At 34.2% G+C, this 23926-nt stretch carries 20 protein-coding genes; 19 read left to right on the forward strand and 1 reads right to left on the reverse strand.

Translation table 11 applies throughout. The features are described from left to right. Positions 1 to 3 precede the first annotated feature (3 nt). The 7 genes from DW196_RS00705 (at position 4) to glyS (ending at position 8023) form a co-directional block, all read left to right on the forward strand. On the forward strand, positions 4 to 2175 hold the full coding sequence (locus tag DW196_RS00705; protein WP_118249577.1) for an HD family phosphohydrolase: 2172 nt from the start codon (positions 4 to 6) through the stop codon (positions 2173 to 2175). A gap of 2 nt (positions 2176 to 2177) precedes the next feature. Continuing rightward, positions 2178 to 2654, forward strand: a complete 477-nt coding sequence (gene ybeY / locus DW196_RS00710) for an rRNA maturation RNase YbeY (protein ID WP_071456937.1) — start codon at positions 2178 to 2180, stop codon at positions 2652 to 2654. Further along, positions 2638 to 3036, forward strand: a complete 399-nt coding sequence (locus tag DW196_RS00715; protein ID WP_187363571.1) for a diacylglycerol kinase family protein — start codon at positions 2638 to 2640, stop codon at positions 3034 to 3036. Before ybeY ends, DW196_RS00715 begins: the two co-directional genes overlap by 17 nt. Positions 3037 to 3051: 15 nt before the next feature. Continuing rightward, positions 3052 to 3957, forward strand: a complete 906-nt coding sequence (era, locus tag DW196_RS00720; RefSeq protein ID WP_118249579.1) for a GTPase Era — start codon at positions 3052 to 3054, stop codon at positions 3955 to 3957. A gap of 45 nt (positions 3958 to 4002) precedes the next feature. Then, positions 4003 to 4806 (forward strand): DNA repair protein RecO, encoded by an 804-nt coding sequence (gene recO, locus DW196_RS00725; RefSeq protein WP_118249580.1) that lies wholly within the window; start codon positions 4003 to 4005, stop codon positions 4804 to 4806. Positions 4807 to 5049: 243 nt separating this feature from the next. Further along, positions 5050 to 5955, forward strand: a complete 906-nt coding sequence (gene glyQ / locus DW196_RS00730) for a glycine--tRNA ligase subunit alpha (RefSeq protein WP_071456933.1) — start codon at positions 5050 to 5052, stop codon at positions 5953 to 5955. Then, positions 5948 to 8023 carry a glycine--tRNA ligase subunit beta gene (glyS, locus tag DW196_RS00735; RefSeq protein WP_118249581.1) on the forward strand — a complete coding sequence of 692 codons (2076 nt, stop codon included), beginning with the start codon at positions 5948 to 5950 and terminating at the stop codon, positions 8021 to 8023. The genes glyQ and glyS overlap by 8 nt, the downstream gene beginning before the upstream one ends. Before the next feature lie 48 nt (positions 8024 to 8071). Here glyS and DW196_RS00740 read toward each other — a convergent pair whose 3' ends face one another. Next, positions 8072 to 10441: a transglycosylase domain-containing protein gene (locus DW196_RS00740; RefSeq protein ID WP_370447137.1), complete on the reverse strand. Its 2370-nt coding sequence runs from the start codon at positions 10439 to 10441 to the stop codon at positions 8072 to 8074. A gap of 168 nt (positions 10442 to 10609) precedes the next feature. Here DW196_RS00740 and tyrS point away from each other — a divergent pair, with 168 nt between their 5' ends. From tyrS to DW196_RS00800, 12 genes are all read left to right on the forward strand, one after another. Continuing rightward, entirely contained in the window at positions 10610 to 11872 is a 1263-nt protein-coding gene (gene tyrS, locus DW196_RS00745; RefSeq protein WP_118249582.1) for a tyrosine--tRNA ligase, read from the forward strand. A 300-nt stretch (positions 11873 to 12172) separates the two neighbouring features. After that, positions 12173 to 12904 carry an amino acid ABC transporter ATP-binding protein gene (locus DW196_RS00750; protein ID WP_071456930.1) on the forward strand — a complete coding sequence of 244 codons (732 nt, stop codon included), beginning with the start codon at positions 12173 to 12175 and terminating at the stop codon, positions 12902 to 12904. A gap of 137 nt (positions 12905 to 13041) precedes the next feature. Next, the gene (locus DW196_RS00755; protein WP_370447139.1) at positions 13042 to 13710 is read left to right on the forward strand and encodes a transporter substrate-binding domain-containing protein; all 669 of its coding nucleotides are present in this window, start codon (positions 13042 to 13044) and stop codon (positions 13708 to 13710) included. Between the two features lie 20 nt (positions 13711 to 13730). Beyond that, positions 13731 to 14375: an amino acid ABC transporter permease gene (locus DW196_RS00760; RefSeq protein WP_071456928.1), complete on the forward strand. Its 645-nt coding sequence runs from the start codon at positions 13731 to 13733 to the stop codon at positions 14373 to 14375. Between the two features lie 16 nt (positions 14376 to 14391). Next, positions 14392 to 15045, forward strand: coding sequence for an amino acid ABC transporter permease (locus tag DW196_RS00765; RefSeq protein WP_118249584.1), 654 nt, complete (start codon positions 14392 to 14394; stop codon positions 15043 to 15045). Positions 15046 to 15149: 104 nt separating this feature from the next. Then, positions 15150 to 16049: a deoxyribonuclease IV gene (locus tag DW196_RS00770; RefSeq protein ID WP_118249585.1), complete on the forward strand. Its 900-nt coding sequence runs from the start codon at positions 15150 to 15152 to the stop codon at positions 16047 to 16049. 90 nt (positions 16050 to 16139) lie between these two features. After that, positions 16140 to 16370 carry a YneF family protein gene (locus tag DW196_RS00775; protein WP_071456925.1) on the forward strand — a complete coding sequence of 77 codons (231 nt, stop codon included), beginning with the start codon at positions 16140 to 16142 and terminating at the stop codon, positions 16368 to 16370. Between the two features lie 86 nt (positions 16371 to 16456). After that, the gene (locus tag DW196_RS00780; protein ID WP_118249586.1) at positions 16457 to 18208 is read left to right on the forward strand and encodes an ABC transporter ATP-binding protein; all 1752 of its coding nucleotides are present in this window, start codon (positions 16457 to 16459) and stop codon (positions 18206 to 18208) included. After that, positions 18208 to 19989 carry an ABC transporter ATP-binding protein gene (locus tag DW196_RS00785; RefSeq protein ID WP_118249587.1) on the forward strand — a complete coding sequence of 594 codons (1782 nt, stop codon included), beginning with the start codon at positions 18208 to 18210 and terminating at the stop codon, positions 19987 to 19989. The genes DW196_RS00780 and DW196_RS00785 overlap by 1 nt, the downstream gene beginning before the upstream one ends. 143 nt (positions 19990 to 20132) lie before the next feature. Further along, entirely contained in the window at positions 20133 to 21671 is a 1539-nt protein-coding gene (locus DW196_RS00790; protein ID WP_118249588.1) for an ABC transporter permease, read from the forward strand. A 13-nt stretch (positions 21672 to 21684) separates the two neighbouring features. Next, positions 21685 to 22359, forward strand: coding sequence for an ABC transporter ATP-binding protein (locus tag DW196_RS00795; RefSeq protein ID WP_118249589.1), 675 nt, complete (start codon positions 21685 to 21687; stop codon positions 22357 to 22359). Continuing rightward, positions 22352 to 23833 carry a PASTA domain-containing protein gene (locus DW196_RS00800; protein ID WP_118249590.1) on the forward strand — a complete coding sequence of 494 codons (1482 nt, stop codon included), beginning with the start codon at positions 22352 to 22354 and terminating at the stop codon, positions 23831 to 23833. The genes DW196_RS00795 and DW196_RS00800 overlap by 8 nt, the downstream gene beginning before the upstream one ends. The last annotated feature ends 93 nt before the right edge of the window (positions 23834 to 23926 follow it).

Here is a 23926-nt window from a genome sequence, read left to right on the forward strand (position 1 = left end):
TAAATGAAAACAATACAACAAGTGCCTAAAGCACTTGGAAAATATTATACACCTCTAATTCTATTTTTAATGTCTTTAATCATGTTTGGTTTGATGTTTGGTAGTGTTAGACAAAAGCAAGTGACTTATAAAGTCGGGCAATTATCTAGTGAGACCATTCGTGCTAATAAAACAATTGAAAATAAGGATGAAACAAAAGAAAAACAACGGTTGGCGATGGAAAGTATCACGCCAGAATATACGTTTAATCCAGATGTTGAAGCAAAACAAGTAGAGTCTGTCCAAACGATTTTTAAATTGGTTAAGCAAGTCAATGAGGCAGCAGAAAAACAGTATAATGACAAAAAAAGTTCGTCTAAACCTACAGTAGAAGATAAATTGCCGATGCTAAAATCGAATTTTGAAAAATTTAACCAAACCGATATTGCTTTCTTTCAATCTTTTCCAGATACGTTTTATGAAGAATTACTGGAGCTATCTTCAAGTGATCTTGATAATCTAGAACAAGCAGCAGAAAGTACGTTAAAAACAATTTTATCGAAACATATTCGAAACTCAACATTACAGAGTGAAAAACAAGCAGCCAAAGAATTGGTTCAATACAAAGAGCTAACATCTCAAGAATTGAATCTCTTGGTTATGATTTTTGATAAAGCGATTGTTGTCAATGAAGTAGTCAACGACAAAGCGACAGAAACAATGAAAGAAAATGCCAAAAATAATGTGCTTCCTGTGATGATTTATCAAGGTGAAATCATTGTTCGAGAAGGGGAACAAATTGATTCAAAAGCAATGGAAAAAATTAAGTTGCTTGGCTTAACGAATCAATCAACCTCGACATCACCGCTTTTATCGATGATATTAGCGATTGTATTACAAATTGTATTGATTATTTATATTTTATGCCATTCAGATAAAGAGATTCGCGTTAAAAGTGTGACATTGTACACAATTGCTATTACGGTAAGTGTCCTGTTTATGAAATTACTTTATCTGTTACAAAAAGATAGCTTAAGTAACGTCTCTTTATTATTCCCCGCGGCATTTGGCTCGGTTATTTTGTATATGTTTTTAGATAAACGATGGGGACTACTGATGGGGATGTTCCAAGCAATTTTCTCAATCTTTATCTTTTATAACCTTGCCGGTACGACGTCACTTTTAGTTATCTCGCTATTTTACATGTTCTCTGCGTTTGTTGCGACATTTTTAGTAAACAAACGGATTGGGGCACAGTTGAAAGAGTCTTTCTTTTTATTAATCATTATGCCCATTTTATTTATGGCAGTATTAGTGATTTATCAAGGCTTTAATATTGGAGATAGTCGTTCTATTACAACGTTATTTATTTCAACAGGTAGTGGTCTATTTTCATTTATTTTATCTATTGGGCTATATCCGTACATCGAACTATTGTTAACAGATGATAGTGTGATTGTATTAAATGAATTAAGTAACCCAAATCAACCTTTATTGAAACAATTGTTAGAAGAAGCTCCTGGAACGTACCATCATAGTATGATGGTGGCTAGTTTAAGTGCAAACGCCGTCGCTCAAATTGGAGGAAACTCGTTATTAACACGCGTGGCAAGTTACTATCATGACGTGGGTAAAATCAAACACGCAAACTTTTTCGTGGAAAATTTACCAGATGGGGCGGAAAATCCTCACAATTTCTTGTTACCATCAGATAGTAAAGAAATTATATTTAGTCACGTGACAGATGGTGTGAAGATTCTAGAAGAAGCGAATATGCCACAATTTGTCATTGATGTGTGTCAACAACATCATGGGACAACCTTGATGAAGTATTTCTTCATTAAAGAACAAGAACGAAACCCAGAGACAACTGAAGAGGCATTTAGATATCCTGGACCAAAACCTCAATCTCGTGAAGCTGGTGTGATTAATATTGCCGATAGTGCTGAAGCAGCTGTTCGTGCGATGGATCACCCAACGAATGAAAAAATCAAAGAATTTGTCCATAACTTAATTCAATCAAGATTAGAAGATGGGCAGTTAAATGAATCAGGTTTAACATTGGATGAGATTGCTATAATTGAAAAATCCTTAGTGGACGGGTTATGTTCAACATTCCATTCGCGAATTAAATACCCGAAAATGAAATCAGAAGCAGAAAAAATGAAACAAGAACAAGAAGAAAGAAGGATTTAACAATGGATTTGGTACTCCTTGATAAAACGAACACACTTACAGACGAACAATTAAACTTGGTTTCAACGATTATAGATTTTGCAGCGAAACAAGAAGTCATTAATCTACCAGAAAATACGGAAATGTCAGTGACGTTTGTTGATGATGAAGAAATTCATCAAATCAACAAAGAGCATCGTCAAAAAGATCGTCCGACTGATGTAATCAGTTTTGCATTAGAAGAAGATGATTTATCAGGTTTTGAATTTGATTTAGAAGAACTTGGTTTACCAAGAAATATTGGGGACTTATTCATTTCTGTTGATCGAACGAAAGAACAAGCAGAAGAATATGACCATTCATTTGATAGAGAACTTGGTTTTTTAACGATTCATGGATTTTTGCATCTTAATGGATATGACCATATGACACCAGAAGATGAGAAAGAGATGTTTGATCTACAGAGAAAGATTTTAGATGCGTATGGCTTGGAACGATAAACAAACTGAGAAAAATCGACGTTTTATCCAGTCTTTAACTCATGCATTATATGGATTAAAGACTGTGATAAAAGAAGAAAGAAACATGAAGTACCATTTATTGTTAGGACTCAGTGCGGTTATACTAGGTGTTTTCTGTCACATTTCAATCGCTGAATGGCTATGGTTAATTTGTGCGATTTTGTTAGTATTGATGGCTGAAATGACCAATACAGCATTTGAAGTATTAGTTGATTTAGTAACAAATAAAACGTATCATCCTTTAGCGAAAAAAGTAAAAGACATGGCTGCCGGTATAGTGTTACTCAGTGCCTTTTTTGCTATATTTGTGGGGATGATCATCTTCCTACCTAAAATAATATCATTTTTAGTAGGTCGTTAAGAAAGGATAAATTGAATGTCAGAACAAAATTTTAAATCAGGATTTGTCGCAATTGTCGGAAGACCAAACGTCGGGAAATCAACCTTATTAAATCGTATTGTGGCACAAAAAATTGCCATTATGAGTAATAAAGCTCAAACAACACGAAATAAAATTCAAGGAATTTATACAACAAAAGAAGCACAAATTGTGTTTATTGATACGCCAGGAATTCATAAACCAAAAAATAAATTAGGCGACTTTATGGTTGAAACAGCCTATAGTGCGTTACGTGAAGTCGATGCCGTTATCTTTATGGTGAGTGCGGACATGCCAAGAGGTCGTGGTGATGACTTTATTATCGAACGATTGAAAAAAGCGGATGCTCCTGTATATCTAGTCATTAATAAAATTGATACCGTTCATCCAGATGAATTGTTACCGATTATTGATGATTACCGTCAAGAGCTTAACTTTAAAGAAATTGTCCCAATATCTGCTACGGAAGGAAATAATGTGGAACATTTATTAGAAACCTTGGTAAATGATATGCCAGAAGGGCCACAGTTTTTCCCAGATGATCAAGTCACTGACCATCCGGAGTATTTTATCGTGTCAGAACTTATTCGTGAGAAAGTCTTACAATTAACAGAACAAGAAGTTCCTCATTCTGTAGCGGTCGTAACAGAAAGTATGAAACGTGATGATCATGATAAAATTCATATTCAAGCCACAATCATAGTGGAACGCGATAGCCAAAAAGGCATTATCATTGGTAAAGGTGGTAAAATGCTTAAAAATATCGGAACGAAAAGTCGTAAAGATATTGAGAACCTCTTAGGTGATAAAGTCTTCTTAGAATTGTGGGTCAAAGTACAAAAAAATTGGCGTGATAAACGTCGTGATTTACAAAATTACGGATACAGAGAAACAGATTATTAAACATGGATTTTTCCATGTTTTTTATTCATTTAAGGAGGTGACAAATTGAGAGGACCACAAGAGGTTAATGGGATTGTTCTTTTTTCAAGAAATTATCGTGAGAGTGATAAACTTGTTAAAATTTTTACTGAATCAAGTGGCAAACGCATGTTTTTTGTGCGTCACGCGAATAAAAAGAACAGTCAAATCAATTCAGCCATCCAACCCTTTACTCAAGCCAATTACATTGGTGATTTAAAAGAAGAAGGTCTCTCTTTTTTAAACTCTGCCAAAGATATTCATCCTTTTTTTGCGATTCAACAGGATATTTTTTTATCAGCCTATGCTACTTATATCCTTAATTTAAGTGATGCTGCCATTGACGATAATGTTTATGATCCGTTTTTATTTGGTTTTATCAAAGACTCACTAACCCTGATAGATGAGGGCTATGATGCCGAAATAATCACCAATATTTTTGAAATACAACTGCTTCAACGTTTTGGCATCCAACTTAATTTTTCATCGTGTGCCATTTGTGGCAGTCAAGAGGAACCATTTGATTTTTCTGATAAATATCACGGTGTGTTGTGCCAAAAACATTGGTCAATGGATGATCGAAGGTTTCACTACTCACCAAGAGCATTGCATTTTATTCGATTATTTAATCACATTAGTTTTGAACAGATTAAAAGTATTAACTTATCTGACGAGACGAAACAACAAATTAGACAAGTGATTGATTCCATCTATGAAGAATACGTTGGGTTGCAGCTAAAAAGTAAAAAATTTATTGATGATATGCAAAATTGGAAGGAAATGATTCCAAAAAGAGAAAACAAAATTGACAAACAAGACAATACCAATTAAAATAAAGACAACTTAGATAGACACGTTGAAAGAACTAAGTAAAGTTGAGTGAGCTAATGAAAGCGAGTTTGGGAGAGTGTAAGCCAAATATTAGACCTCATCTTGAAGGCATTCTGGAGTGTTTTAAAATGAAGCTGCCGTGAAAACGGAAGTAGGGTGGAACCGCGAATAGTCGTCCCTATGTTTGATATGTTTATCAAGCATAGGGACTTTTTATTATGTTAAAAAATAGGAGGAGAAACAATGAGTCAAAAATTAACCATACAAGAAATGATTTTAGCTCTACAAAATTATTGGTCAAATCAAGGCTGTATGTTAATGCAAGCATACGACACGGAAAAAGGGGCCGGAACAATGAGTCCGTATACTTTTTTACGTGCGATTGGTCCAGAGCCTTGGAACGCAGCATACGTTGAACCATCACGTCGTCCTGCAGACGGAAGATATGGAGATAACCCAAACCGTTTGTATCAACATCATCAATTCCAAGTCGTGATGAAACCTTCACCAGAAAATATCCAAGAATTATATTTGGATAGTTTGAAAGTATTAGGCATTGACCCATTACAACATGACATTCGTTTTGTTGAAGATAACTGGGAAAATCCTTCTATGGGTTGTGCTGGATTAGGTTGGGAAGTTTGGTTAGATGGCATGGAAATCACTCAGTTTACTTATTTCCAACAAGTGGGTGGATTAGAGTGTAAACCTGTTACATCAGAAATTACATATGGATTAGAACGTTTGGCTTCTTACATTCAAGAAGTTGAAAGTGTCTATGATTTAGAGTGGACGAAAGGCGTTAAATATGGTGAGATTTTTGTGCAACCTGAATATGAGCATTCAGTGTATTCATTTGAACAAAGTGACCAAGAATTATTATTAAACTTATTTAATAGCTATGAAAACGAAGCAAAACGTGCCATTGAATTAGGATTAATTCATCCTGCGTATGACTATGTATTAAAATGTAGTCACATGTTTAACTTACTTGATGCTAGAGGAGCCGTATCTGTTACAGAACGTGCGGGTTATTTAGCAAGAATTCGTAATATGGCTAGAGCGTTAGCTAAAGGGTTTGTTGAAGAACGTGAGAAATTAGGTTTCCCATTATTAAAAGAATCAGTGGAGGAGGATATTCATGAGTAAACAATTTTTATTAGAAGTCGGGTTGGAAGAAGTACCAGCTCATTTAGTCACTCCAACATCAAAACAATTTGCTAAAAAAGCAGCAGACTATTTGAATGAACACCGTGTGTCATTTGATAATATCGAAGTGTTTTCTACACCAAGACGTTTTGCTATTCGTGTAAATGGATTAGCTGATAAACAAGAAAACATAGAAGAAAAAGCAAAAGGACCGGCAAAAAAAATCGCACAAGATGCGGACGGTCATTGGACAAAAGCAGCGATTGGTTTTGCTAAAGGTCAAGGGGCAACAACTGATGATTTATATTTTGAAACAATTAAAGATGTTGAGTATGTCTTTGTTGATAAATTTATTGAAGGCCAACCTGTTGAAACGATTTTACCAGGCTTAACAGATGTCGTAGCTCATTTAACGTTTCCAATCAGCATGACATGGGGAGAAGGGAACTACCGCTTTATCCGTCCAGTACATTGGTTAGTGGCGTTACTTGAAGATAAAATTATCCCTATGTCATTGTTTGGTATTAACAGCTCAAACACATCTCGTGGACATCGTTTCTTAGGAAAAGTTGCGACAATTAATCACTCATCTGATTACGAAACAGCTTTGGAAGAACAGTTTGTGATTGTTAATCCAGTGATTCGCCAAGGCAAAATTAGTAAACAAATCAATGATATAGAAGAAGCAAATCAATGGACAATTCCTCAAGATGCCGATTTATTAGAAGAAGTCGTTAACCTTGTTGAATACCCAACTGTTTTTGTTGGAAACTTTGAGAAAAACTACTTATCATTACCTTCAGAAGTTTTAATTACGTCGATGAAAGAACACCAACGTTATTTTGAAGTTCTAGATTCAGAAGGAAACTTACTAAATCATTTTGTCTCTGTACGAAATGGTAACTCTGACTATCTTGATAACGTTAGAAAAGGAAATGAAAAAGTTCTTCAAGCTCGTTTGGAAGATGCAGAATTTTTCTATGAAGAAGATTTGAAATCATCTATTGCTGATTATGTCGAAAAACTAAAATCAGTCACATTCCATGAAAAAATTGGGTCAATGTATGAAAAAATGCAACGTGTTTCTGTGATTTCAAGATTAATCGGAACATCAGTTGGTCTATCTGACACAGAGATGAAAGAGTTAGAACGTGCTGCCCAAATTTATAAGTTTGATTTGGTAACATTAATGGTAGATGAGTTTCCAGAGTTACAAGGATTAATTGGAGAAAAATATGCAACAATTAAAGGTGAAAGTAAAGGTGTAGCTCAAGCGATTCGCGAGCATTATTTACCTAAATCAAGTGATGGCGAGTTACCTGAAAGTAATATAGGGGCTGTTTTAGCTATTGCAGACAAGTCTGATACGTTATTATCATTTTTTGCTGTAGGACTTATGCCTAAAGGATCAAATGACCCATATGCGTTACGAAGACAAGCTTATGGTATTATCCGTATTATCGAATCGAAAGGATGGGACTTCCCAATCGTTCGTTTACAACAACAAATGAAAGAGTTAATCAATGAAGACATTGAACGTTTTGGTTTAAGTATTGACTCAGATGAAGAAGTGCTAACAGAATTCATTAAAGGTCGTATGAAACAATGGTTTAGTGGTAAAAACATTCGCCATGATATCATCGAAGCAGTTTTAGAAAGTCGCCAAGAAAACTTGCATACCATGTTTGAAACGGCTGATATTCTAGAAAGTCATGCAGCGGAATCGGACTTTAGACCAACGATTGAATCGTTGACACGTGTGATCAATTTATCAAATAAAGTGGAAGATAACGAAATAGGTGCAGTCAATCCTGATTTATTTGAAAATGAATCAGAGAAAAAACTTTATGAAGCAATTATGTCGGTTTCAGAACAAGTGGGTGATTTGACACTTAATGAATTGTATGAAGAACTGCGTCATTTAAACCCATTGATTGAAGCTTATTTTGAAGACACAATGGTGATGGTTGACAATAACGAAGTTCGAACAAATCGTTTAAATCAATTACGTACTATTGCAAATATTGCATTATCTTTTGCTAGTTTGGATCGTCTGATTGTTAAATAACAAAAAAGAGTGAGGCTTAAAAATAAGCTATCACTCTTTTTTATGTATTTATTTACGTTTGTTTGTTGCAGGTTTACTAAATGTTTTCCAAGCATCATTATAATTAGCATCGGTTCCACCAATACCAAACTTAAAGACGCTATCTTTTGGTCCATCAGTTGCATAAAGGCTATCAATTTCTTTAGCGCCTTTTAGGTTAATTTGTTGATTATCAACTTTAACGACCCCAACTTTTTCACCGGTAAATTCAACCACTTTTTCTTTTTTTACTGAAGGATCTAGGGTGAATTTATCAGATGCTTTGAAGACATCTGGATTTCTTTGGTAAACATAATTAGTCATATAAGCCCAGTAAATCATGTTTTGTTTGTTCCAAGTAGAGTTCATTTTGGTGTTATCATCATAACCAATCCAACTACTCATTGTCACGCCAGGTGTTGAAGCTGTAAACCAATAATCTTGTTCGTTTTCAGAAGTACCAGTTTTTCCAACCCAGTCTGCTTTAGCTAGTGTTGGATTAACAGATTTGAGCGCGTCTTGAGCAGGTTGCCCGGTACCACTTTTTAATACGTCTCTCATCATGTCATTCATGATTGAGGCAGTGGCAGGTTTAAAGACTTGATTAGGCTCTTGTTTATGCTCATAAATCACGTCACCTTTTTCATTGGTAATTTTTTCAATAGAATACCCTTTATTATATACCCCTTTATTTGCCAAAGTGGCATAGGTTTCAGTTTCTTCTAGTACAGTCATACCATGATCCGTTCCTCCAAGAGGGATTGATTCTCGGTAATATTCATCTGGATTAAGTCCAATATTCATTTTGTCAAAATACTGTTTAGGATCAATGCTTTGAAGCATATCATTGTAAAGATTCACAACAGGAATATTCAACGACCATTTTAACGCTTCTCTGACTGATTTGAACGAATTACTACCCTTATCAGAATAATTTTTTACTTCTTGCCCATTTTTATATTTCAATGGGTAGTCAGAAAGTTTTGATTCTGAACCGATAATCCCATTATCAATAGCAGGAGCATAAGCTAAAATAGGTTTCATTGTAGAGCCAGGTGAGCGTCTTGTTTGGAAGGCGTGGTTATTCTGATTTTGATTGTAATCTCGTCCACCAATAAACCCATAGATTCGTCCAGTTTGATTATCCATCAAGACACTACCAGTTTCGAGCAATTTTCCGCTGCCGTCATCAAGTAAGTATCCAAAATTATTAACTGCTTCTTGCATGGCATTATGTGTTGTCTTATCAATAGTAGAATGAATCGTATAACCAGAACGAGCAATATCTTTTTTCACGCGTTCAAAGTATTGATCGAATAATTGTTTTGACTCATTAATGTCGGCTTCAGTATACCCGTCTGCTTCATAGTAGCTAGGCATTAACACACGCGTGGCTTCGTCATAAATATAGTTGTATAAAAAGCCATTATCATTTTGTGCTTTTGGTTCTGGTTTGAGAAAATCTTGCTTCAAATCATAATCTTTAGCTGCTTCGTATTCATCTTTTGTGATAATTTTTTCACGATACATATTGAATAATACGTCATTTTTTCGATTCAATCCAGCACTTAAGTCTTCTTTTAGTTGTGCGTCATTGGTGTAAGGTGAATACTCAATAGGGCTTTGCGGTAATCCTGCTAAAAAGGCAGCTTGTGGAAGTGTCACATCACTGGCATGAACACCAAATATACCTAAAGCAGCTTCCTCGATACCAGCAATGTTTTCACCATGATTGTTTCGCCCAAATGGGGATACATTCAAGTAGGAACTTAAAATTTCATCTTTTGACATTACTTTCTCTGTTTTTAAGGCTAGTACAATCTCGGATGCTTTTCTACGATAAGATGTTTCATTAGTTAACACTTGCTGTTTGACAAGCTGTTGAGTAATTGTTGAGCCACCAGATTTATTACCAATACCTATGACATCAGAAATAGTTGCACGAGCAATGGCTTTTGGAACGATTCCTTTATGTTTAAAAAAGTTCTCATCCTCAGTTGATATCAAGGCTTCTTTTATAAAGTCCGAAATGCTATCAGAAGAGACGTTTGTTCTGATTAAATCGGATTGAATAACAGCAATCTGTGATCCGTCTGCATAAGTCATATTTGATTGTTGATCCAAATTAGAGATTTTTTTTATAAGGTCATCTGGTTTTGGAACATCTACCGTTTTGACTAGTGAGGCAAAGTATCCTATACCAGTTCCAACACCTAACGTTGCAACAGCTAGTACAACAACTATAAGTAATAACATTAGTGAGCGAATGACTCGATATGTCACATTTAGGACAAATGGCCAATCGTGTTTGCTATTGGGTTCAGGTGTTTGAGTGTCCAATTGTTCGGGAACTTGACTGTTCAATTCGTTAGAGGGGTCAAACTGATTATCCTCATTCAATGTATCACCTCATCTTATATTAATACGCTCAATTATATTATTTTACAATTAATCATTATACTTAGTCAAATTGTTTTGATTTTATAAGATGAAAATGACGTTTTCATCTTTCTTTTATGATTTGAATAGGTTAAGATTAAAGATGAATAAAATTAAGGAGGAACTAATATGACAACGAATTTTTTATCAGAATTAAAGGATCGTGGTCTCGTCTATCAAATGACGGACGAACAAGCATTAGAAGAATTATTGAATGAAGAGTCTGTTAAGTTGTATATTGGTTTTGATCCGACAGCAGATAGTTTACACATCGGTCATTTATTACCAGTATTAACCTTAAAACGATTTCAAGAACAAGGCCACGTGCCAGTTGCACTTGTTGGTGGGGGAACGGGTATGATTGGTGACCCATCATTTAAAGATGCAGAACGTAGTTTAAATTCTACTGAAATTGTTGAATCATGGGCCAATAGTCTTAAAAATCAATTATCTCGTTTTATTGATTTTGATGATAAAACAAATCCCGCAATTTTAGCTAACAATGCTGATTGGTTAACTAACATCACATTGATTGACTTTTTAAGAGATGTGGGTAAAAACTTTACAATTAACTATATGATGAGTAAAGAAAGTGTGAAGCGTCGTATTGAAACAGGTATTTCATATACTGAATTTGCCTACCAATTACTGCAAGCTTATGACTTTCTAAAATTATATGAGACTGAAGGAGTAAAACTTCAATTAGGTGGAAGTGATCAGTGGGGAAATATCACTTCAGGTATTGAGTTATTACGTCGTGAGAATGAAGTTCAAGGATATGGGCTAACGATGCCACTAATTAAAAAGGCAGATGGTACAAAATTTGGTAAAACAGAAGGAAATGCGGTTTGGTTAGATGCAGATAAAACATCTCCTTACGAATTTTATCAATTTTGGTTAAATACAGATGACCGTGATGCAGTCCAATTCTTAAAATACTTTACATTTTTATCACTAGATGAAATTGCTGAGATTGAAAAAGAATTTAATGAGGCACCTCATGAAAGAGCGGCTCAAAAAGCGTTGGCTAAAGAAGTGACAACACTTGTTCATGGTGAAAAATCTTACGAACAAGCTGTTAAAATTTCTAAAGCATTGTTTAGTGGTGATATCAAGGAATTAACAGCTGAAGAAATTAAACAAGGATTTAAAGATGTTCCTAGTTATGAAGTATCAGCTAATGATGATTTAAACCTTGTTGAATTGCTAGTCAACTCTGGTATTGAATCTTCAAAACGTCAAGCACGTGAAGATGTCCAAAATGGTGCCATTTACATTAACGGAGATAGAATTCAAGACCTAGACTATGTTTTGTCAGATAAAGATAAAATCGAGAACTCATTTATTGTGGTTCGTCGTGGTAAGAAAAAATATTTCCTTTTAATATTTTAATGGTTTTGAATTAGCTAAAAAAGTGATGCATAACATCATTTTTTTAGCTTTTTTATCTGTCCATAATGAAGTGGATAAGCTGCAACATAACTTGTAAATTTTATTATTTATTGTTCTTAATAGGATAAATTGTTTCTCTAAATACAACGTTTTTAAGAATTTTTTCAGAAATTTCCATTTAAGAAACCTTTACAACTATTAAGCTTTGAGTATATAATTAGTTCTTAATAGAATAATATTAGGTTTTAATGAGAAAATGATATCGTTTATCATGTTTTTATAAGAAAGGGGTTTTTAACAATGATTACATTTAAAAATGTAGAAAAGTATTATGGTGAGTTTCATGCGTTGAAAAATATTAATTTAAGCATTGAGACAGGTGAGGTTGTTGTTGTGCTAGGCCCTTCTGGTTCAGGGAAAAGTACCATGTTACGTTGTATCAATGCACTGGAAGATATCACAACGGGAGAATTAATAGTAGATGGAACTAATATTTTTGATCCAAAAACGAATTTAAATGATGTCAGAAAAAATCTAGGGATGGTATTCCAACAATTTAACTTATATGCCAATATGAGCGTGTTAGAAAATGTTACGTTAGCACCAATAAAAGTATTGGGTCTAGATAAGCAAGCAGCAAATGAACGTGCTGAGCGTTTATTAGAAAGAGTAGGTATGTTAGATAAAAAAGAGTCTTATCCCTCACAGTTGTCAGGAGGTCAACAACAACGTGTGGCTATTGCAAGAAGTTTAGCTATGACACCTGATTATATGTTATTTGATGAGCCAACGTCAGCACTTGACCCAGAGATGGTTGGAGAAGTATTGGACGTTATGAAGTCTCTAGCAAAAGAGTCTGGTATGACGATGGTTGTGGTAACTCATGAGATGGGATTTGCTAGAGAAGTAGCGGATAGAGTCATTTTTATGGCTGATGGAGAAGTGCTAGAAGATCGCGAATCAGAAGCCTTTTTTGATGATCCACAAGATGAAAGAGCGAAACAATTTTTAAGTAAAATTATTAGTCACTAGGAGGGAGCAATATGAAAAAAGTTTATCGTGGTTTATTGATGTTAATGATGCTTTCTTTCGTTTTTTTACTTGGAGCTTGTGGGGCAAAAAGTATTTCTGAATCAAATGTGTTAGATATAATCAAAGAGAAAGATAAAATGATTTGGGGAGTCAAGTACGACACCAAGTTATTCGGTTTGATGAATATAGAAAAAAGAGAAGTAGAAGGATTTGATATTGATATCGCAAAAGAAATCACTAAACGTCTGTTAGGTGATGAAAAGAAAGCAGAATTTGTTGAGGTTACATCAAAAACAAGAATACCTCTTTTAAAAAATGGAAACATTGATGCGATTATTGCCACTATGACCATTAGTGACGAGCGTAAAAAACAAGTGGATTTTTCAGATGTTTATTTTGATGCGGGGCAGTCACTATTAGTTAAAAAAGGTAGTGACATAAAAAGTATTGATGATTTAAAAGCAGGAAAAATAGTTTTAGCAGTAAAAGGATCTACTTCAGCTGTAAACGTGAGGAAAAAAGCCCCTGATGTGACAGTCTTAGAATTAGAAAACTATGCTGAAGCGTTTACGGCTCTTCAATCCGGACAAGGTGATGCGATGACAACAGATAATAGCATCCTTTTAGGGATGGCATCTGAAAACCCTGATTACGAATTAGTTGGTGGTAATTTTACTGAGGAACCATATGGTATTGCGTTTAATAAAGGGCAAACGGACTTAGTAAATGAAGTCAATCGATTGTTATCAGACATGAAAAAAGATGGCACCTATGACAAGATATATATAAAATGGATTAAAGACTAAAAGATAAAGGAGTTGAGACTATGTTAGAAATTTGGAATACTTATCATCAAGATATTTTATCTGGACTAAAAGTGACATTGACAGCCAGTTTGATTGCGTTAATTGGTAGTTTGATTATTGGAACAATAACAGCCATGATGCAAGTAGCCACAAAAAAATGGATTCGACGAATTGGCAATATCTACGTTAATTTTTTCCGTAATATTCCTTTATTAATTGTGGTAATGTTTTTCTTTGTTGTATTACCATTGTATGGATTTAAATTTAATGGAATCACATCAGGTACCATCGGCTTAACACTATATACATCAGCTTTTATTGCGGATACGGTTCGATCAGGTATTGAAGCTGTATCAACGGGTCAAAAAGAAGCAGGAATGTCTTCAGGCTTAAATTATTTCCAAATTATGTACTATATCGTGTTACCTCAGGCATTTAAAGTGGCGTTGCCTTCATTAGGAAATCAATTTATCAATTTAGTTAAAAATTCTTCTATTTTAGCTATGGTTACAGGAGCAGATCTGATGTATACCGGCGACTTGATTGCCAGTGAAACGTTTAATACGTTAGGAACGTATACATTAATTGGCCTCATTTATCTACTGATGACGATGCCGTTGTCGTATTTGATGCGATATATTGAAACACGCGTTGCCACAAATTAAGAAAGGAGTGAAAGAAATGAATTTTGATCAAGCTTTGACATTACCTAATTTACGTTTTATTTTTGATGGGTTATTAGTAACTCTCGAAGTAGCGGTTATTTCGATTGTTTTTAGTTTTATCATTGGTGGGATTTTAGGTGTTATCCGATTTTTACGCATACCATATTTATCCAAAATAGTTGGACTGATCATTGATATCATCAGAAATTTACCATTACTTTTAATTATATTCTTTACTTATTTTGCGTTGCCTCAAATTGGTATACAGTTTAGTATTTTTTGGTCAGCGGTTGTGGCATTGACGATTTTTGAATCAGCAATGCTATCTGAAATTATTCGAGGTGGTATTGAAGCTGTACCGAAAGGACAAATGGAAGCGGGTCGTTCAACCGGTCTTAATATTGCTCAAACAATGTATTATATTGTATTACCACAGGGGATTAAATTGATGGTTCCTCCACTTGTTAGCCAGTTTGTTTCGTTAATTCGTGATACATCGTTAGCAGTTGTGATTTCGTTACCAGAGTTGACACACAATTCTAAAATTATTTATGCCCAATACCCTAGTACAGTATTGGTGATGTTCATCATCATGACAGTGTGTTATTTTGCCATTTGCTACTCACTATCGCTTTTTGCGAAACGATTTGAATTAAATTATCAAAAATAATCGAACGAATTAGTTCGGTTATTTTTTTAGGCAATAATCTTGTAGTCAATTCGATAAAACGCTACAATCTATAAAGTAAGTTAATAGAAATGAGGAATTATTTTATGTTATTAGGGTCTCATGTTAGTATGAGTGGAAAAGATATGCTGTTAGGATCAGCAAAACAATCAGCAGAATATGGTGCATCAACTTTTATGATTTATACAGGTGCACCACAAAATACACGAAGAAAATCAATTGAAGAGTTAAATATTGAAGCAGGCCGAGAATTTATGCGTCAACATGATTTAGACATTAATAAAATAGTGGTTCACGCTCCTTATATCATCAATCTTGGTAACACAACGAAACCTCAAAACTTTGGGTTTGCCATTGACTTTTTACGTCAAGAAATTGAACGTGTGTCAGCTATTGGTGCAACACAAATAACAATGCATCCTGGTGCTCATGTTGGAGCGGGAGTGGACGCGGGGATTAACCAAATTATTAAAGGATTAAATGAAGTGTTAACAAGTGATCAAACACCACAAATTGCGCTAGAAACGATGGCGGGAAAAGGAACAGAAATCGGTCGTTCATTTGAGGAAATCGCACGAATTATTGACGGGGTCACACATAACGATAAATTATCTGTGACGTTAGATACATGCCACATTAACGATGCGGGTTATAATGTACGTGAAGATTTTGATGGTGTGTTAGAAGAGTTTGACAAAATCATTGGCTTGGACAGATTAAAAGTCATTCATGTCAATGATTCTAAAAACGATCAAGGCTCACATAAAGACCGTCATGCCAATATTGGCTTTGGGACAATTGGGTTTGATGCATTAAATTATGTGGTTTATCACGACCAATTAAAAGAGTTACCGAAAATTTTAGAAACACCTTTTGTAGGTGAAGATAAAAAAACAGCCAAAGCACCATACTATCATGAGATTAAAATGTTGAAAAAAGGAGAATTTAATCCTAATTTGTTAATAGATATTGAAAATAATGCTTAAATTTGTTAAAAGAGTCTTTTCATTGACGTTATTTTCTAGTACAATTGATTATTGTGGAGTAGATTAATTGGAGGAAGGAGCGTCGAAAAGATGAATACTGGATTAGCTATTTTATTCATTATTATTGCCCTAATTTTAGGAGCAGTCGGTGGATTCTTTTTAGCAAAGAAAACATTTGAAGATCAATTACAGAAAAATCCTCCCGTTAATGAGGATATGTTGCGTATGATGATGTCACAGATGGGTCAAAAACCGTCAGAGAAGAAAATACGTCAAATGATGCAAAACATGACAGCTCAAAACAACAAGAAGAAAAAATAGTTGTTTTGTTTTGGAATGAATAAAAAACATAAAAAACGGGTGCTTTTTTCGCACCTGTTTTTTTATGGTCAAAAGGAGTGAACAACTTGAGCGTTTTTAAAAAATTAGCTTGGTTTTTCAAAGAAGAAAAGAAAAACTATATTATCGGTGTAGGAGCATTAATCTTAGTTGCTATTATTCAGTTATTACCGCCGAGAGTGATTGGGATTGTCGTGGACTCTATTGCTGATAAAACATTAACCGTTCAAAAATTAATGTTTTGGGTTGGATTATTAGTATTAGCGGCTATCGTGGTGTATTTATTGCGTTATGTGTGGCGAACACACATCTGGGGTGGCGCGGCTAGATTAGAAAAACGTATGAGAAAAAGATTGTTCCATCATTTTACTCAGATGGACCAAACGTTTTATCAACGGTATCGTACAGGAGATTTAATGGCACATGCCACAAATGACTTAAACGCCATCCAAAACGTGGCTGGTGGAGGGATTTTAACCTTTGCTGATGCGTTTATTACAGGAGCTATAACGGTGATTGCGATGATTATTTTTATTGATTGGCGTTTAACATTACTAGCGTTACTACCGTTTCCACTGCTTGCTGTGTTATCTAGTAAACTTGGAGACAAGTTGCATGCAGCATTTAAAGAGTCACAAGATGCGTTTTCAAGATTAAATGATAAAACGCAAGAAACAATTACTGGGATAAAAGTGATTAAAACTTTTGGACAAGAAAAAGAAGAAATAGAAGATTTTAAAGAAAAAGTGGACTACTCTGTTAGAAAAAATAATCGCGTCAACTTTTTAGATGCATTATTTGATCCACTGATTACAATTATTATTGGGTTAAGTTACATTATTTCAATTTCGCTAGGTGGCTACTTAGTTAAAACTGGAAGTATTTCAATTGGACAATTAATCTCATTTTTTAACTATATTGGGATGTTGGTTTGGCCGATGTTCGCAATCGGGCGTTTCTTCAACATTTTACAACGAGGGAATGCAAGTTACGACCGTGTTAATGAATTATTAAGTGAAAAGTCAGCGATTATAGAAATGAAAACAGGTGTATCTCAGCCAGCAAAAGGAGATATCCATTATAACGTAGACAAATTTAATTACCCAGGTGATGAGGTAACAGCATTAGAACATATAGATTTTACCTTACATGAGGGAGATACTCTTGGAATAGTTGGTAAAACTGGATCAGGGAAAACAACATTACTAAAACTGTTAATGCGTGAATACGATGATTATGATGGTGAAATAGTATTTGGTGGTAACAAATTACAACATTATACATTGGATGCACTACTTCATTCGATTGGTTATGTGCCACAAGATCATTTTCTGTTTTCGATGACAGTAAGAGATAATATTCGATTTGGTCGCCCAAAAGCATCTCAAGAATTAGTCGAAACGATTGCTAAACAAGCAGCAGTACATGATGATATTATGGGATTTAGTCATGGTTATGACACAATGGTTGGAGAACGTGGTGTCTCTCTTTCAGGTGGTCAAAAACAACGTATCTCGATTGCAAGAGCCCTATTAACAGAACCAGAATTATTAATTCTAGATGATGCGTTATCTGCTGTTGATGCTAAAACAGAGGAATTAATATTATCTAGTTTGAAAGAAACAAGACAAAATAAAACAACGATTATCACGACTCATAGATTAAGTAGTGTAAAACATGCAAAAGAAATCATTGTGATCGATGAAGGAAAAATCATCGAACGAGGCACCCATAACGAGTTGATTGCGTTAAATGGTTGGTATAAGAAAATGTATGACCATCAACAACTTGAACAAAAAATTGAAGGGGGGCTAAACTAATGGAAGAACAACAATCAGCATGGTCGAAGTCGTTTACGATGAAAGAGCAAAAAGAAATCGTTAAGCGTTTGATAACTTTTGCTAAACCGTTTAGAAAATACTTTGTCGGCTCATTAGTATTTGCCGTGTTACTTGCGATCGTTAATATTATTTTGCCGAAAATTTTGCAAGTGTTTATGGATAATCATCTAACAGATACTAGCGTGACGACACAGACGATTTTATATTTTGCTGCCCTTTATGGTTTAGGAACGTTATTTAAAGCTATTGTATGGTTTGGGCAATGGATTTTATATTACAAAGGGTCATTGCAAACATACCAATCTATCCGTGTTAAATTATTCTCCAAACTACAAATGATGGGCATGAGATACTTTGACCAGACGCCTGCGGGATCAATTGTTTCTCGTGTGACGAACGACACTGAAACGTTATTTGATTTTTGGTTAGTTTTTTTGATGGTTTTATCTGCGTTATTTGGTATCGTGGCGTCATTTATTGCCATGGCAACGATTAATGTGCAATTAATGTTTGCTTGTTTGATCTTTTTCCCGATATTACTGGTGATTATCTGGTATTATCAAAAATTTAGTTCAAAGATTTACCGCAACATGCGTGAGCGATTAAGTCAATTAAACACAAAATTAAATGAATCCATCTCAGGTATGCAAATTGTGCAATACTTTAGACAAGAAGAACGTCTTGAAGAAGAATTTGAAGAAAATAATAATGAATACTTAAAAACAAAATATGCCATGATTCGAACTAATTCATTACTTCTTGCACCAATTATCAACTTACTTTTTGCTTTAGCAACCGCGATGATTTTAGGGTTCTTTGGGTTTAAATCATTGAATTCATTAGTTGAAGTTGGGATGATTTATGCGTTTATTTCATACGTACAACAGTTTTTTAATCCAATGACACAGATGATGGATTTTTTAAGTACATTTCAAGATGGTCTTGTCGCTGGAAGTCGAATTATGCGTATTTTAGATCATGAAGAATTAGTGCCACAACAAAATGAAGGAGCTAATGCAACCATCACAAACGCTAAAATCGAGTTCAGAGATGTTAGTTTTTCTTATGATGGAAAACATAATGTATTGAATAACATTAGCTTTGTCGCCAATCCAGGTGAAACAGTGGCGTTAGTTGGTCATACTGGAAGTGGTAAAAGTTCCATTATCAATGTGTTGATGCGATTTTATGAGTTTTATGATGGTGATATTTTAATTGATGATGTGAATATCAAAGATTATCCAATGGAAGAATTACGTGAGAAAATGGGATTAGTCTTACAAGATGCGTTTATGTTTTATGGTGACATTTCAAGCAATATTAGATTGTTAAATAACGCTATTACAGATGAGCAGATTGTTAATGCGGCAAAATTTGTTCAAGCGGATAAATTTATTGAAACATTACCTAAAAAGTATCATGCACCTGTTTTGGAAGGTGGATCAAGTTTTTCAAGTGGCCAACGTCAGTTGATTTCATTTGCCAGAACAATCGTCACTGATCCGAAGATTTTAGTATTAGATGAGGCAACTGCTAATATTGATACCGAAACAGAAACACTGATTCAAGAAGGATTAGAGAAAATGCGTAAAGGTCGTACGACGATTGCCATTGCACATAGATTATCTACTATTAAAGATGCCAACCTTATTTTAGTTCTTGAGAAAGGTCATATTGTTGAAAAAGGAACTCATGATGAGTTAATTGATGAAGAAGGGTTATACTACGATATGTATCGTTTGCAAAATAACCAAATATAAATTTTTTGAAGATGGTAAGGCGTTTCAGCACGCTTTGCCATCTTTTTTTCAGCCAAAAGGAGAGAGTAGTTATAAGAGTTTGAATTATTTTTTATGAAAAAATTAAATTTTAATGGATTTTATAATAAAGGATTATAAAATGAATGATAAGGCACTTATTAAAAAGAGCCTTATTAAGTATTCAGCGGAGAAAAGGTAAATCGATCATTTTATTTTTAGTGATATTTATTTTAGGAAACTTAATGGCAGGTGCGATTGCGATTCAACAAGCAACTCGTGGTGTTGAGACTAATATTAAAACACAACTAGGTGCCAATGCAGCGGTATCTTTTAATGAAGATAAAATTCAAGAAATGGAAGAGTCTGGAAAAGATTTGGACATCAAAGAGCCAGATACAAATGTCTATAAAGAAATTGGTCATTTAAACCAAGTGAAATTTTATGACTACTCAGTTACGGATATGATGCAAACCAAAAAGATTAAAAACGTGCAGCCTTCAGATGATAGTTATGTGCGTGAATTTGAAGGCATCTCTTATTTTAATATAAAGGGAGCGAGTCGACCAGAACTCGTTTATGAGCGATCTAAAAAAATTAGCTTAATAGAAGGGCGAACTTTCAATGCTGATGAAATTAAAAAGGGATCGGCTGTTGCCATCATTTCGGATAAAGTGGCAAAAGAAAATAACATTCATGTAGGAGATAAAGTGGTGTTTGACCGACTAGTTGCTCATATTAGTCAAGGAGGGTCTGGTGACACAGAGACTGAAACCAAAGCAAAAGAGTATCCGATTGAAATTATTGGTTTGTTTGATGTAAAAGAAGTAAAAGAAAAAAAATCACCAGGAAATACTCAAAAAGACACGGATCAAAAAATGAATCAAACCATTGATTTATATGACAAGTTAAATGTTATATACTTACCAAATGCTTACATCGAAAAAACACAAAAGGAAATGTTGGCATTTTCATATGATAGTTTCCCTGATAATTTTTTAGATGAAAATGAAAAAGTAATGGACAAAGACACAGTGTTAAAAGAGTTTTCTTATACATCTATTCAAGTAACGTATGTATTAAACAAACCTGAAGACATTGAAGACTTTCGAATGCTTGGAAACCAAATTCTAAAGGATAAGGGGTTAGGATACTATAAAATAGAAGCAAGTTCTGATCAGTTTGATTCAATTGCTGGTCCTATTAAAGGAATGGCAAAAATCTCTCATATCGTGCTTATTGTGTCTGTGATTGCGTCTATTTTTATTATTACGTTAGCAACGATACTGTTCTTAAGAGATCGAAAACACGAATTAGGGATATACTTGTCTCTTGGAGAGAAGCGATTCAACGTTGTAGGACAAATTGTCGTGGAAGTAATGTTAGTAGCATTGGTAGCAATGACGTTATCCGTATTTTCTGGTAATTTGCTAGCAAAAGGATTTTCTGACTCATTGATGACCATACAAAGCGATCATGCTACAGAGTATAATACCATAATTTATGGTAGCCCGATAAACGACATCAATCTAACTGAAGATGATGTTGTTAGTACATATGAAATTAGATTAACTCCTTCCTACATTGTTCTATTTTATCTCGTTGGATTAATAGTTGTGTTACTATCTACGATTGTTCCTCTAGTTTACATTATGAGGCTCAATCCTAAGAAAATAATGATGTAAAGGAGTCTAAGTCGTGTCTATATTAAAAGCAAGTAAGTTAAACTACTATTACCAAGATGGTGATACGCGTCGGTTCGTTTTGAAAAATACGAACGTCGCATTTGAAAAAGGTAAATTTTATACCATCGTTGGACAATCTGGATCTGGTAAAACAACTTTACTATCGTTATTAGCGGGACTTGATACACCGCAGGAAGGTCGAGTTTTTTACGAGAAGAAAAACATTGAAAAAATTAGCTATGATGCTTATCGTAGAGATTACATTAGCATAATATTTCAATATTATAATTTAATTCCGTATTTAACAGCCGTTGAGAATGTGATGGTCCCAATGGCCATTACTGATAATAAACTACCTGATGAGCAAGAAACTGTCGCCATTAATTTACTAGATTATATGGGAATACCAAATGAAAAATCAAAACGCTTGGTGACGCAATTATCAGGAGGAGAACAACAACGGGTGGCAATCGCAAGAGCTTTGTCAACTAATGTTGATGTGATATTGGCTGATAAACCAACCGGTAATCTGGATGAAGAGATGGAACAAGAGATTGTGGGAATATTTAAAATGTTAGCTCATAAACACAACAAATGTGTAGTGGTTGTCACACACTCACCTGAGATAGCGTTACAATCTGATTACTCCTACCTTCTAAGAAAAGGAGCTTTAAAAGAGAATGTCTGATTTTTTGTCAAATTTTGATAGTGATAATTATAAAAATATGTTGAATGAAAAAAAAAATAATAAAGACGTGTCGTCAGATGCAAACGAAAATCTCGCATTAGAAACCGATGATTTGCAATCATCAGCTTCCGACTATGATAAGCAAGAGTTTGACGATGTAGATGTTATGTTTCAAGAAGAAACAAAACATGTCAATGACACCAAAATAAAAGTTAAAAGAAAACGAAAAAAATCTGATAAGGGGTTAGATGAAGACCATTCGACAGGTAATGGGATAGAGCATGATGTTGAAATAGACCCTGATTATAAGAAAAAACAACAAACAAAACGAATCCTGATAGGTGGGATAGTTGGTATCTGTTTACTGTTGTTGTATATGGTATATTATCAAATGACCCGTGTATCAGTACCAGATTTTTCAGGTAAAACCGTTGTTGAGGCAAAAAACTGGGCAACTGAAAATAAAATGAAACCTGAAATAAAACAAGAATATTCCTTAAAAATAGATTCAAACGGCATTATAAGTCAATCAATTGCACCAAATAAAAAGATTAAAAAAGGCTCTAATATAACATTTAAGGTAAGTGAAGGAGCAGATCCAAAAGGGAAAATTGAGTTACCTGATTTTGAAACGATGTCTAAAGAAGAAGTGGAACAATGGATTAAAAAAAATAAAGCCGAAAATGTCACAATCATTGATGAATACAATGATAAAATCGAAACAGGTAAATTTATTAGGTTGGAATTTACTGATAAAGAAGTCAATAAAGATCATTATTTGCGTCAAGATATTGCCAATGTTTACTTCTCTAAAGGAAAAGAAGTTTTTGAAAAAAATATTTCTGTACCTGATTTTAGAAAAAAAGCAAAATCAGAGGTTGAAGATTGGGCAAAGAAAAATGAGATCAATGTCGAGTTCAAAGAATCTGATTCAGATAAGATTGAACCAGATTTTGTCATATCGCAAACAGTTTCTCCAGAAACAAAATTAGCCAAGCATGATAAAATGAGTGTCTCAATATCTGTTGGAAAAGCCGTGGTTGTTCCTAATTTTGCGAATTATTCTGCCGAAGAAGCAACGAACGTCTCGCCGGATTTACAGGTTGTCACGAAACAAAGTTTTTCTGATAATGTTCCATTTGGTCAATTAATTGATCAATCTATTGAAGCAGGTAAAAAATTGACAGGTAATGATAATAAAACTGTGAATGTCACCTATTCTGTTGGACGACCATATATTAAGTCATTTTTTGGTCAACTTGAAGGAGACATCCCTAAACTAATTTATGAAAACTTTAATTCAAAAGGTGCTTCAGTTACTTATGAAGTGTATTATGTTGATTCATATAAAGAAAAAGGACAAATTGTTAATACTAATGCCTATAATCAATATATTTCGACAAATGCACATTTAGTATTTGCTATAAGTAATGGTCGATATGCCTCATTACCTGATGAAAAAACGACCAGTTAAGATGAGTAGAACGCTTAAACTCCTAAGCTTTTTTTAGTTAGGAGTTTAATTATTTGTTAAAAGACTTTAAACTTATTATAAATATCTATATAA

The organism is Vagococcus sp. AM17-17 (assembly GCF_003471765.1).
Lineage (GTDB): Bacteria > Bacillota > Bacilli > Lactobacillales > Vagococcaceae > Vagococcus > Vagococcus teuberi.

What these genes read in the sequence shown, in the direction of transcription:
- DW196_RS00705 (WP_118249577.1), top strand. Translation starts at nt 4, where the DNA reads ATGAAAACAATACAACAAGTGCCTAAAGCACTTGGAAAATATTATACA.
- ybeY (WP_071456937.1), top strand. Translation starts at nt 2,178, where the DNA reads ATGGATTTGGTACTCCTTGATAAAACGAACACACTTACAGACGAACAA.
- DW196_RS00715 (WP_187363571.1), top strand. Translation starts at nt 2,638, where the DNA reads ATGGCTTGGAACGATAAACAAACTGAGAAAAATCGACGTTTTATCCAG.
- era (WP_118249579.1), top strand. Translation starts at nt 3,052, where the DNA reads ATGTCAGAACAAAATTTTAAATCAGGATTTGTCGCAATTGTCGGAAGA.
- glyQ (WP_071456933.1), top strand. Translation starts at nt 5,050, where the DNA reads ATGAGTCAAAAATTAACCATACAAGAAATGATTTTAGCTCTACAAAAT.
- glyS (WP_118249581.1), top strand. Translation starts at nt 5,948, where the DNA reads ATGAGTAAACAATTTTTATTAGAAGTCGGGTTGGAAGAAGTACCAGCT.
- tyrS (WP_118249582.1), top strand. Translation starts at nt 10,610, where the DNA reads ATGACAACGAATTTTTTATCAGAATTAAAGGATCGTGGTCTCGTCTAT.
- DW196_RS00750 (WP_071456930.1), top strand. Translation starts at nt 12,173, where the DNA reads ATGATTACATTTAAAAATGTAGAAAAGTATTATGGTGAGTTTCATGCG.
- DW196_RS00755 (WP_370447139.1), top strand. Translation starts at nt 13,042, where the DNA reads ATGATTTGGGGAGTCAAGTACGACACCAAGTTATTCGGTTTGATGAAT.
- DW196_RS00760 (WP_071456928.1), top strand. Translation starts at nt 13,731, where the DNA reads ATGTTAGAAATTTGGAATACTTATCATCAAGATATTTTATCTGGACTA.
- DW196_RS00765 (WP_118249584.1), top strand. Translation starts at nt 14,392, where the DNA reads ATGAATTTTGATCAAGCTTTGACATTACCTAATTTACGTTTTATTTTT.
- DW196_RS00770 (WP_118249585.1), top strand. Translation starts at nt 15,150, where the DNA reads ATGTTATTAGGGTCTCATGTTAGTATGAGTGGAAAAGATATGCTGTTA.
- DW196_RS00775 (WP_071456925.1), top strand. Translation starts at nt 16,140, where the DNA reads ATGAATACTGGATTAGCTATTTTATTCATTATTATTGCCCTAATTTTA.
- DW196_RS00785 (WP_118249587.1), top strand. Translation starts at nt 18,208, where the DNA reads ATGGAAGAACAACAATCAGCATGGTCGAAGTCGTTTACGATGAAAGAG.
- DW196_RS00790 (WP_118249588.1), top strand. Translation starts at nt 20,133, where the DNA reads ATGATAAGGCACTTATTAAAAAGAGCCTTATTAAGTATTCAGCGGAGA.
- DW196_RS00800 (WP_118249590.1), top strand. Translation starts at nt 22,352, where the DNA reads ATGTCTGATTTTTTGTCAAATTTTGATAGTGATAATTATAAAAATATG.